At 66.5% G+C, this 12,199-nt stretch carries 7 protein-coding genes; 5 read left to right on the forward strand and 2 right to left on the reverse strand.

Features of this window, described 5'->3' with window-relative positions:
• Positions 1–28: 28 nt before the first annotated feature.
• The 4 genes from KYG_RS09515 (at position 29) to KYG_RS09530 (ending at position 4,289) form a co-directional block, all read left to right on the forward strand.
• Positions 29–1,216, forward strand: coding sequence for an acetyl-CoA C-acyltransferase family protein (locus tag KYG_RS09515; RefSeq protein ID WP_008904673.1), 1,188 nt, complete (start codon positions 29–31; stop codon positions 1,214–1,216).
• Positions 1,217–1,276: 60 nt separating this feature from the next.
• Positions 1,277–2,455, forward strand: coding sequence for an acyl-CoA dehydrogenase family protein (locus tag KYG_RS09520; protein ID WP_008904674.1), 1,179 nt, complete (start codon positions 1,277–1,279; stop codon positions 2,453–2,455).
• A gap of 310 nt (positions 2,456–2,765) precedes the next feature.
• Complete coding sequence (locus KYG_RS09525; RefSeq protein WP_034693937.1) at positions 2,766–3,539, forward strand: pirin family protein; 774 nt, start codon at positions 2,766–2,768, stop codon at positions 3,537–3,539.
• Positions 3,540–3,560: 21 nt separating this feature from the next.
• Positions 3,561–4,289, forward strand: coding sequence for a gamma-glutamylcyclotransferase (locus tag KYG_RS09530; protein ID WP_008904676.1), 729 nt, complete (start codon positions 3,561–3,563; stop codon positions 4,287–4,289).
• Between the two features lie 31 nt (positions 4,290–4,320).
• On the opposite strand, the gene KYG_RS09535 is transcribed toward KYG_RS09530, so the two are convergent.
• A complete protein-coding gene (locus KYG_RS09535) occupies positions 4,321–5,358 on the reverse strand; it encodes a recombination-associated protein RdgC (RefSeq protein WP_008904677.1) in 1,038 nt (345 codons plus the stop codon).
• Between the two features lie 361 nt (positions 5,359–5,719).
• Between KYG_RS09535 and KYG_RS09540 the strand changes: the two genes are divergently transcribed.
• Positions 5,720–6,337: a Spy/CpxP family protein refolding chaperone gene (locus KYG_RS09540; RefSeq protein WP_008904678.1), complete on the forward strand. Its 618-nt coding sequence runs from the start codon at positions 5,720–5,722 to the stop codon at positions 6,335–6,337.
• Between the two features lie 941 nt (positions 6,338–7,278).
• On the opposite strand, the gene KYG_RS09545 is transcribed toward KYG_RS09540, so the two are convergent.
• Positions 7,279–12,168 (reverse strand): EAL domain-containing protein, encoded by a 4,890-nt coding sequence (locus KYG_RS09545; protein WP_008904679.1) that lies wholly within the window; start codon positions 12,166–12,168, stop codon positions 7,279–7,281.
• Between the last annotated feature and the right edge of the window lie 31 nt (positions 12,169–12,199).

The following is a 12,199-nucleotide window of genomic DNA, read 5'->3' on the forward strand; positions in this document are numbered from 1 at the left end:
TCTTTTTCTTTCTTTTGGAGCCTTCCCCATGACCCACCGTGACGTCTTCGTCGTCAGCACCGCCCGCACCGCCATCGGCACCTTCGGCGGCAGCCTGAAGGACGTGCCCAACACCCAGCTCGCCACCACCGCCGTCAAGACCGCCATTGCCCGCTCGGGCCTGGCGCCCGACGCCGTGGGCCATGTGGTCATGGGCAACGTGATCCCCACCGACACCAAGGACGCGTACCTCGCCCGCGTGGCCGCCATCGACGCGGGCTGCCCCATCGAGACGCCCGCCTTCAACGTCAACCGCCTGTGCGGCTCGGGCCTGCAGGCCATCATTTCGGCCGCGCAGGCCATCGGCTATGGCGACTGCGACGTGGCTGTGGGCGGCGGGTCCGAGTCCATGAGCCGCGGCCCCTATTTCGACACCGCGGCCCGCTACGGCGCGCGCATGGGCGACGCCAAGAGCATTGACTACATGCTCGGCATCCTGCACGACCCCTGGCAGAAGATGCACATGGGCATCACCGCCGAGAACGTGGCCGAGCGCTACAAGATCTCCCGCGAAATGCAGGACCAGCTGGCGCTGGAAAGCCAGCGCCGCGCCGCCGCTGCCATCGCCGCCGGCTACTTCAAGGACCAAATCGTCCCCGTCGAAATCGCCACGCGCAAAGGCACCGTGCTGTTCCAGGAAGACGAGCATGTGCGCGCCGCCACCACGCTCGAGGTGCTGGCCGGCATGAAGCCCGCGTTCAAGAAGGACGGTGGCACAGTGACGGCAGGCAACGCCTCGGGCATCAACGACGGCGCCAGCGCCGTGGTGCTGGTGGCGGGCGACCGCGTGCAGGCCCTGGGCGTCAAACCCCTGGCCCGCCTGGTGGGCTACGCGCACGCGGGCGTGGACCCGGCCTACATGGGCATCGGCCCCGTGCCGGCCACGCAGAAGGTGCTGGCGCGCACGGGCCTGAAGGTGCAGGACATGGACGTGATCGAGGCCAACGAGGCCTTCGCCGCCCAGGCCTGCGCCGTGGTGCAAGAGCTGGGCCTGGACCCGGCCAAGGTCAACCCCAACGGATCGGGCATTTCGCTCGGCCATCCCGTGGGTGCCACGGGTGCCATCATCACCACCAAGGCGATTGCCGAGCTGCACCGCACGGGCGGGCGCTACGCGCTCGTCACCATGTGCATCGGCGGCGGCCAAGGGATTGCCGCCATCTTTGAACGGGTTTGAGTCATTTTGGCCTCCAGCGCTTGATGGTCAAGCGCTGACAGCTCTACTTTCAATAGCACCATGCTTCCCAACACCTTTCTCACGGCCGACGAAAAAACCGAGCTGCAGCTGTTCACCGAGTCGCTGGAGCGCTTCTGCGACGCCGAGATCGAACCCCATTACCGCACCTGGGAAAAGGCCGGCCGCGTGCCGCGCGAACTGCTGCGCAAGATGGGCGAGAACGGCTACCTCTGCGCCGACGTGCCCGACGCCTATGGCGGCCCGGGGGCCAGCGTGCCGTTTTCGTTCGCCGTGGTCGAGGTGCTCTCGCGCCGGGGTTACGGCGGCTTTGTCGGCGGGCTGCAGGTGCACAACGACATCATCCCGCCCTACCTGCTGCACTGCGGCACCGAGGCGCAGCGCCAGTACTGGCTGCCGCGCATGGCCAGCGGCGAGGCGATTGCCGCCATCGGCATGACCGAGCCCGGCGCGGGCAGCGACCTCAAGGCCATCCGCACCACGGCGCGACGGGTAAGTGACAGCGACGGCGACCACTACGTCATCAACGGCAGCAAGATCTTCATCAGCAACGGCCAGAACTGCGACCTGCTGGTGCTCGCCGCCAAGACCGACCCGGCCCTGGGCGCCAAGGGCGTGAGCCTGTTCCTGGTGGACGCAGCCACGTCCGGCTTCACGCGCGGTCAGAACCTCGAAAAAATCGGCCAGCACGCGGGCGACACCTCCGAGCTGTTCTTCAACGACATGCGCGTGCCGGCAGACGCCCTGCTCGGCGGCGTGGAAGGCCAGGGCTTCGTGCAGATGATGCGCGAACTGCCGCGCGAGCGCCTCATCATCGGCGTGCAGGCGGTGCACGGCGCCAAGGGCGCGCTCGATGCCACGCTGCAATACGTGCAGGAGCGCCAGGCCTTCGGCCAGCCCATCGGCCAGTTCCAGAACACGCGTTTCACGCTGGCGCAATGCGCCAGCGACATCGCCGCCGCCGAAGCCTTCCTGAACATGAGCGTGGCGGCTTATCAGCGCGGCGAACTCACGCCCGAGGCGGTGAGCGCGCTCAAGCTGCACACCACCGAGCTGTTCAGCCGCGTGGCCGACGCCTGCCTGCAGCTTTTTGGCGGCTACGGTTACATGGCCGAGTACCCGATCTCGCGCTTCTGGACCGATGCGCGCGTGCTGCGCATTTATGGCGGCACGTCGGAGATCATGAAAGAGCTGGTGGCGCGCTCGCTGCTGGGGCGGTGAGGCGCCGGGCCCGAGGGCCCCCATGTTCCATGCACTTTTGTTGGCCGGGCAGAGAAGCAACCCGTGGCCTGGGCCACCCATGCGCCACCCATCATTGATTGCACCACCAGAACAGTGAGTTCATCCATCGCCTGTTTATCCATGGTTCACCGCCATTTAAAGTTCAGTCCATGGTTGAAACACTGCGCCCGAGACCTCGCCACCACGCCCGCCCGCCGAAGGCTTGGTCTTGCGCGCGCGTCTGCGTCTGTGTCAGCTCCGCGAGGTCAACTACTGCGGCCGCACCCAGGCCCCTGCGGGAGCCGCCGCCGTGATCACGGTCCGCCCATCCTCCGAGCGGGGCCGCTCCTCCACAGGCTGGCTGCACAGCGCTCACAGCTTTTCGTTTGGCGCCTACTTTGACCTGCGCCACCAGGGCCATGGCAACCTGCTGGTACTCAACGACGACACCATGGCGCCCGGCAAGGGCTTTGGCACGCATGGGCACCGCGACATGGAGATCGTGAGCTATGTACTCGATGGCGCGCTGGCCCACCAGGACAATCTGCCAACGCACCAGCGCCAGCCCGTAGGCCCGGCAGGCGCTGAGCCCGACGGTGACAAGCGCGACGCGCCTGCTACCGGCATCCTGCGGCCCGGCGATGTGCAGCGCATGAGCGCGGGCTGGGGCGTACAGCACAGCGAGTTCAATGCGCTGCCGGACCAGGACACACACTTCCTGCAGATCTGGATCAAGCCGCTGTTCACCGGCATCCGCCCCAGCTACGAGCAAAAACATTTTTCTGCGGCCGACCGCCGCGGGCGTCTGGTGCGCATTGCGTCGCGCAAGGGGCTGGAGGGCTCAGTCAGCATGAATGCCGATGCCAACGTCTGGGCCGGCCTGTTCGATGGCACCGAAGAGGCTGCCACCCACACGCTCCACCCCGAGCGCCTGGCCTACGTGCACCTGGCCCGGGGCACGCTCAAGGTCAACGGGGTGCCGCTGGCTGGCGGCGATGGCGCCTTGCTGGAGGCGGAATCCGCATTGACCCTCCACGACGGGGATCAAGCCGAGGTGCTGGTGTTCGACCTGTCACCAAAGTAATGACACCAGCGGCGCCATGACATGACCAGCAACCCTTTCATACACCTGCCCGAGCTGCAAGGCCGGGTGACGCCGCCCCACGCCTCGGGCCTGCGCCTGACCGACGAGGTGCTGGCCGAGTGGGACGCACAGGCGCACTGCCAGGGACTGCCCGCCCACTGGCGCCTGCCCGACTGCGATGTGGAACGCTCGCGCCACGCAGTGCTGGCCGGTCTGGCAGCGCACGAGGACCTGTGGGTGTTTGCCTATGGCTCACTGGTCTGGAACCCGGGCTTTCATTTTGACGAGGTGCGCAGGGCCAACCTGCCAGGGTTTGCGCGCCGCTTTGCGCTGAGCACCACCATTGGCCGTGGCACGCCCGATTGCCCCGGCCTGGTGCTCACCCTGCAAAGTGACAACGGGCAGTGCGAGGGCCTGGCGTTTCGCATACCCGCTGCGCTGGTCGAAACCGAATCGCGCCTGCTGTGGCGCCGCGAAATGATCCACGGCAGCTACTGCCCGGTACTGCTGCCACTGCACACCCCCCAGGGCACAGTGCAGGCCGTGGTGCTGACGGCCAACACCGCCCACCCACACCACTGCGGCGACCTGTCGATGCAAGCAACAGCCGCCATCATTGCGCGTGCCTGCGGCCGCATTGGCAGCAACCGCGAATACCTCGATCAGCTGGTGGCGCAATTCGGTGTGCTGGGCATCGAGGACCCCTATGTGCACACGCTCGCGGGCATGGTCGATGAAGCCTGCCGCTGAAGCACCCGCGCCAGCGGGTTCCACCCCGCCATCAGAAAGGTGCTGACTCCGGGTCGGAATCTACCGGCACCTCGAGCGGACCGGTAACCACACCACCGCCCCCCGCCTTGCGCGCGGGCGCGGATGGCGCAGAGGGCAGCGCAGCGCCTGCGGCCACCGCCTGCGCTGCACTGGCCACGCCGCTCTCGGCCTCGCCACCCAGCGCCTCGATCAGGTCGGGAATCAGCTTGACCAGCTCGCCCGTGGCAATGGCCACATCGGTGTCAAAGCCACCATCGTCGGCCTTGGTGCCTTCAAACACGGTGTCCAGGAACGCCACCTTCTTGATCTGAAGCCCCTCGGTGAGCATGAACGACACGCGGTCATCCCAGGTGAGGGCCAGCTTGGTGGGCAGCTTGCCGGCGTCGATGTGCGCCTGCACTTCCTCAATGTCGAGCGGGTGGCGGGCGTAGCGCACCACGGCCTTTTCTTCGCTGGCGCTCTTGAGCTCGCACTCGCGGTCCACCGTGAAGCCCACGGGCGGCTCCTGTTCCTTGAGCCAGTGCGACATCGCAGCCTGCGGGCTGGTCTGGGTGTTGATCAGCGACACCGACAGGCCCGGCAGCGACTCGACGAGCAAGGTCACCACTTCATCCGCACGGCCTTGAGATGAAGTGTCCAGCACCAGCAGGCGCGATGCGGTGTCGATCCACACCCACATCGAGCCCTGCTTGGTGAAGGCCATGGGCAGCAGGTCGAGCTTGGCCTCGTCTTTCAGCTCCCGGCTTTCCTTCTTGCCGGGCTTGCGGCCGGTTTCCTGCTCGATGCGTTCGGCCTTTTCCTTCACGCGGCGCGCCAGCACGCTGCCGGGCAGCACTTTGGATTCGACCATGAAGCGCAGGATCCACTGCCCGCCCACCGATTCGGCCAGCGGGCCATGCGCATCACCGCGCGGCGGCACCCAGCCGAGCGACTTTTCCTGCGTGGCACCACATTCCAGAAAGGGCGCCTTGGCCAGGGCCTCTTCCACTTGCGTCAGTTCCACCTGCCATTGCGGCGCAATGCGGTACACGATCATGTTCTTGAACACGGAAAACCTTTTTCGGGGGGTTCGGGAATGGGAGAAAGCGTGGGGCACCTGCAGCCTGCAGACGCCAGCCCGCCATTGTCGGTGGTCCGCTCCAACCGCCCAGCCACACGACAGGCTTGATGGCGGTCAAGAGAACCAATTCACTAGAATTTTGATAGCTGTCAGCGCTTATCCATCATGCGCTAACGGCCATTTTCATTCTAAAAATGGCTGGCCTGGCAACCAAGTTCTTGTCACAACTTTACACAGCCTCATCCCGCATGCACCGCGGCGATACATGCGGGGCAGACACTGAACCCCAATCGCCGGAACCACCGTTCCAGCGAGTTGACTGTTCAACCCCTGTGAAAGGACTCACGCCATGGCTTTCCATCTTCCACGCCGTTTCGCCGCCACCGCTGTTCTGGCGGCTCTCGCCCTGCCCGTACTGGCGCAGCAACCACCCGCCATGACCACTGCCCCCACGGCAGGTGCCGCCGCCCAGGACGGCCGCCTCCACCACGCTGGTGAACGCCACCATGGCCACAAGGCCGGTGGCCAACACCACGGCAACCGCGCCGAACATCGCGCTGAGTACCGCGCCAAGCACCTGGCGGCCCTCAAGAGCGACCTGAAGCTGACCACCGCGCAGGAACCCGCCTGGAACGCCTTCACCGCATCCATGCAGCCCGGCGAGCGCGCCGCCCGCCTGGACCGCTCGGGCATGGAGCAGCTCACCACCCCCGAGCGCATCGACCGCATGCGGGCCCTGCGCGCGCAGCACGCGGCCGAAGCCGACCGCCGGGGCGAGGCCACCAAGACCTTCTACGCGGCCCTGACACCCGAGCAGCAAAAAACCTTTGACGCCAAGTCCCACCGGGGGCAGCGCATGGCGGGCATGAAGGGCGGTGAAGGCCGTCACGGCCACGGAGCCCACCACGGTGGCATGGGTGGCGGCATGCGCGGTGGTGACGGCAAGCCCGCAGCACCGGCCCAGTAACACCGCGGCGGCGGCACGGCCCTCCACCCACCCGGCGTTCCGCCCCGAACGCCGGGTTTTTTTGCGCCTGTGTTCCGTACATGGGCAGGCCATCAGGGCGGCACCTGTGGAAAACGCTGTGGAGAAAAGTGGCACAACCTGGCAGTTATCCACACACAACCGCACGCGCCCGAAGTTGTTGTCTGCGGGCCCCGCGCTTTGTGCATGCCGCCCCACATACTTTGCGGCAACGCAAGCCCTTGTCAGGATTGAAGAAAACCGCCTTGTCCACACCCATGCGCCTGCTCTACTACTACTGTTATTTATATATAAAGCTATAGAAGAACAACCAGAACCCCAACCCCGCCCTGGCCCTGCAGGGGTGATACGCGCCACTGGCTGCGCCTGGTTCGCGGGATTCCCAAGCCTGAGCGGACGAAACGTCAGCCCGCCCGGTTGGCCGCCCGGATGGGTTGCGGGCCGTGCGAAGTGAAGCCGCTTTCTGGCCCGACCGTCGCCCACACCGCCCATGCCCAATCTTTTTACTATGAAAAAATAGCTGCTTGCGCTTATCCATCAAGCGTTTGAGCCCCTTTTTGATGAAATTGCCGCGCACCCCAACGCCAGTGCACAAGACTGGGGACAGTTCTGGCACAACCCGGGGGTTATCCACACCATGGAGAGGTTTGCAGGTTTTATCCCCGGCGCGACGACAGCGGCAGCGGGGGCGGGTGCACAGGGTTGGGCCGCACCCAAGTAGGCGCCAGCGTTCAGGAAAACGCACTTGTCCACACCCAGGGCCTGTCTCTACTACTACGACTATGTATTTATAGAGACATTAAGAAGAAGACAAAGGAGAAACCTCCGCGACGCCCGTGACCCTGGCCGGGCGCGGCGACCGCGCGAAAAAAAGCAGCCGTAATAGCTGCTCTGGGGCTGGTCGGCCGGTTGGGCGGGGGTGCCTACGCCGCCGGCGCGTGCAGGAAGGCGTCCAGAAGGTCCACCGACAGGGGGCGGCTGACCAAGTAGCCCTGGTAGAGCTGGCAGCCTGCGCGGGCCAGCAGCTCGCGCTGCTCGGGCGTTTCCACGCCTTCGGCGATCACCTCCAGGCCCAGGCTGCGCGACAGGCCGATGATGGTGTCCACAATGGCCGCGTCGTTCGGGTCGGTCAGCAGGTCGCGCACAAAGCTCTGGTCGATCTTGAGCTGATCGAGCGGCATGCGCTTGAGGTAGCTCAGCGACGAATAGCCGGTGCCAAAGTCGTCCAGCGAGAACCCCACGCCGTGCGAGCGCAGCGCGGCCATGGTGGCGATGGTGGTTTCCATGTCTTCCACCAGCACGCTTTCGGTGAGTTCCAGCTTGAGCAGCGAGGACGGCGCGCCGGTGATGGCCAGCACCCGGGCCACGTCGTCCACAAAACTGGCGTGCCGGAACTGGCGTGAGCTCACGTTCACGGCCATGGTCAGGTGCGAAAGCGCCGGGTCGTCCTGCCAGCTGGCCAGCAGCTTGCAGGCCGTGTGCAGCACCCAGCGGCCCAGCGGCAGGATGAGCCCGGTTTCCTCGGCCAGCGGGATGAACTGCGCAGGTGCCACCATGCCGCGCTGGGGGTGTGCCCAGCGCACCAGCGCCTCCACCCCCACGCAGCGGCCCGACTGGTGCATCTGCGGCTGAAAGTGCAGCAAAAATTCCTCTTGCGCCAGTGCGGCACGCAGGTCGGTTTCCAGGCCTGCACGGGCCGTCACCACGGCCTGCATGTCGGGGTCGAAAAAGCGCAGCGTGTTGCGCCCTGCCGTCTTGGCCTGGTACATGGCCAGGTCGGCCTGCTTGAGCAGCTCGCCCACCGTGGTCTGCTCGCCCGTGAAGGGCGCGATGCCGATGCTGGGCGTGCTGCGGTACTGATAGCCTGCCAGCGCGTACGGCACGGCCAGCATGGACAGGATCTTCTCGCCCACGCCCCGGGCGTGCAGGGCCAGCTCGTGTGGCCTGGGGCTGAGCTCTTCCAGCATCACCACGAATTCGTCGCCGCCCAGGCGGGCCACGGTGTCCACGCTACGCACACAGGTGTTCAGCCGCTGCGCCACCTGCTGTAGCAGCAGGTCGCCCTGGTCGTGGCCCAGGGTGTCGTTGAGGGTCTTGAAGTTGTCAAGGTCAATGAACAGCAGCGCGCCGCCCTGCTGGCGCCGCTGGGCATTGGCCAGCGCGTGGCCCATGCGGTCCATCAGCAGCATGCGGTTGGGCAGGCCGGTGAGGGCGTCGTAAAACGCCAGGCGCTGGATCTCGCGCTCATTGGCCTTGCGCTGGCGGATGTCGGTGTTGATGGCCAGGATGGATTGCGGCTGGCCATCGTCGCCCCGCACCAGCGTCCAGCGGCCTTCCACCTCGATGGGGCTGCCATCCCGGTGGAGCTGCACGATCTCGCCGGTCCACTCGCCGTGGTCCATCACGGCCTGCGTGGCGTGGCGGAAGTGGGTGGGGTCGTCGTACAGCAGTGTTTCGATCGACTGGCCCAGCGCCTGCAGCTGCGTCCAGCCATACAGGCGCTCGGCGCTCTTGTTCCAGTAGATGATGTGGTGCTGCAGGTCGCGCACCAGGATGGCATCCTGCGCCTTGTCCAGCAGCGAGGCCTGGTGGCGGATGCGCGCGTCGGCCAGCTGCCGGTCGATTTCTGCAGACGCCCGCGCCGCAAAGATCTGCAGGGTGGAGGTGATGAAGTCAGTCTCTGCCAGTGCCTGGCGGAACAGCACGAAGACAATGCCCACCACCTCGCCATCGCCATTGCAAAGCTGCTGCCCGGCATAGGCCTGGGCACCCACCTCGCGCAGCACGGGGGCATCGGGGTAGCGCTGCTGCACCTTGTCGGCCACCACGTACTCGCGTTGCGACATCAGCAACAGGCTGGGAGTGCCTTCCAGGCTGTATTCGCTGTTGGGCAGCATGTGCCCGTCTAGCACCGCTGCCAGCGTGGCCACGCGGGGGGGCTTGCCGGGCGCATCGGGCAGCAGGCGCACCACGCAGCCGCCCTGGGCGCCCAGCGCATCGGCCATGTTGCGCACCAGCTGCACAAAAAATTCGGTGCCCGTGCTGGCCGACACTGCCGCCGCCACCTTGAGCACCGAGGCCTGCAGGCGCTGCTGCGCCTTGTGCACACGCAGGCTGGTGATGCCAAAGGCCAGGTCGTTGGCGAGCTCCTGCAGCAGTGCGGCCTCGTCGGCGCTGATCTGCAGAATCTCCGGGGCATAGAGGTACAGCAGGCCAAAGGTGCGGTCGCGACCGCCGTCGCGGTCCTGCAGCGGCAGGCAGATGACGCCGTGAAAGCCGTGGTCCAGCATGCGGCCGGTCCAGTCGGCGAAATTGCCCTCGGTGCGGATGTCCTGCACGATCACGGGCTTGCCCGTGCGCACGGCGACCCCTGCCGGCCCCCGGCCATACGGGTCGTCGGCCGACCAGGACAGCTGCAGTTGCTCCAGATAGCCCTGGTTGTGGCCCGCGTGGGCCACGGCGGCAATGGTTTTGCGCTCGTCGTCCAGCGCAAAACCCACCCAGCCCATGCGGTAGCCACCAATGTCCACGGCAATCTGGCAGATGGCCTGCAGCAGTGCGGTTTCGGAGGTGGCCCGCACCAGGGTTTCGTTGCAGGCACTGAGCAGGCGCTGGGCGCGGCCCATGCGGGCGAGCTCGCGCTCGGTGCGCAGGCGTTCGGTCACATCGGTGGCCAGCACCTGGCGGGCGGGCCGGCCATCGAAGCTGATGCCGCCCGCCGTGATCTCCACGTCCATGAACGTGCCGTCTTTCTTGAGGTGGCGACTGACAACGGGCTTCCTGCGCTGGTCGATCGGAATGGCTTCGATGGCAGATTTCATGGCCTCGCGCCGTTCTGCGGGCCACAGGTCCGTCATCTGCATGTTGAGCAGCTCGGCCTCGGTGTAGCCGTAGTGCGTCTCCATCGATTGGTTCACGGCCAGCAGGCGCAGGGTTTCCTTGTCGTACACCCACATCGGGTGCGGGTGCTCGTCAAACAGCATCCGGTACTGCTGCTCGGACGCCTTGAGCTGGCCGGCCACATGCCGAAGCTGCACCATGGCCCCCAGGGACTCTGTGAGGATCTCCAGATGCGCCACATCGCGCCGCGAAAACGCGTGGGCCTTGTCAGAGGTCACCTTGAGCGAGCCGACCACCGCCTCGCCGGCACGCAATGGCACGGCCATCACCGAGCGCACGCCATGGCGGTGGGGCATCGAGGCCATGTCCCAGCCCTCGGCTTCGGTGTCGTTGCACACCACCGTCTGGCCCTGGCTGAGTGCGGGCCACAGCAGGCTCTCGTCCACCGCCAGCAGGTTGCCCACGGGCCGTACATGGTCGCCGGCCGAGGCCTGGGCCACCAGCTGGCGGCCTTCCAGCAGCTCCACCATCGCGCCACGCGCCTCCGTCTGGCGCAGCACGGTGCTGGCGACCAGCTGCAGCACCTCGGGCAGGGGCATGTCCATGGACGAAATGCGCTGCTGCACCTGCAGCAGCTCGGCGTGGTTCTGTGCATCGCGCTGGGCGTCCAGCTCGGCCAGCTTCTGGGCGCTGATGTCGGTCATGCCGCCCACCATGCGCACGGCCTTGCCGTCGGCATCGCGGATCAGAAAGCCCCGGTCGAGCACCCAGGCGTAGCTGCCATCCTGGCGTTGAAAGCGGTATTCGGCCGACCAGTGGTGGGCTGTGCCGTCGATGGCGGCATGAATGCCGTGCAGGGTGTGCTCGGCGTCTTCGGGGTGCAGGCGCAGTGTCCAGGACGTGCTGTCGGGCGGCAGCTGGTCGAGCGGCACGCCAAACAGGTTCTGCATGCCCTCGTTCCACCACATGAGGTCGGTCACCAGGTTCCAGTCCCACACGGCATCGGCCGTGGCGCGCGACACCAGGAGAAAACGCTCTTCGCTCTCGCGCCGCGCCTGCTGCGCCTGGAACTGCGCCGTGATGTCCTGAAACGCCCCCTGCACATGCACGATCTGCCCGTCGGCGTTGTTGCGTGCGGCCTGCCCCGCCGTTCGCACCCAGTAGCACGCGCCCCCGGGCATCATCACCTCGGCTTCCACATCAAACGGCGTGCCCTGGGCCATGCAGGCTTCAAAGGCCTGGCGCATCGTCTCCCGGTGTGGCGGTGTGTAGAGCTGCAGTGCATCGGCCAGGCTGCAGACGCGATGGCTCAGGCCATAGGCGTCGGCAATTTCCTGTGACCAGGTGAGCTGGCGCGTGGCGATATCGACCGTCCAGCCGCCCACGCGCGCAATCTGCCCGGCCACACGCAGCGCCTGCCCCTGCTTGAGCAGCTCGGCATGAATGTAGTCGCGTTCCTGCACCAGCTCGGCCAGGGCACTCTTTTGGCGGCGCAGCTCCAGCTGCACCATGGCCTGGTCGGCCAGGATGCTCAGGCCCTCGATCTGCTCGGCGCCCAGGCTGCGGGGAACGGTGTCGAGTACCGCCAGGGTGCCCACCGCAAAACCTTCGGGGTTGACCAGGGGCACACAGGCATAGAACCGCACGCAGGGCTCGCCCACCACCAGCGGGTTGTTGGCAAACACCGGGTGCTGGCTGGCATCGGGCACCACCACTGGCTCGCGGCGGCCATCAAGCGCGTAGGCGCAAAACGCGATGGCACGGTCGGTCTGGGCAAACGGCACGCCGATGGCGGCCTTGAACCACTGGCGTTCACTGTCCACAAAGTTGACCACCGCCATGGGGCAGTCGCACACCCGTGCGGCCAGCGTGGCCAGCTGGTCGAAGGCTTCTTCGGGCAGGGTGTCGAGAATGCCGTAGGACTGCAGTGCCTGGAGCCGCGCGGCCTCGTGGGAAGCGTGGGCAGGCAGCATCGTCACGCCCGCTCCTGGCCCGTGGGCGTGA

Origin of the sequence: Acidovorax sp. NO-1 (genome assembly GCF_000238595.1) — a bacterium.
Classification (GTDB): domain Bacteria; phylum Pseudomonadota; class Gammaproteobacteria; order Burkholderiales; family Burkholderiaceae_C; genus Acidovorax.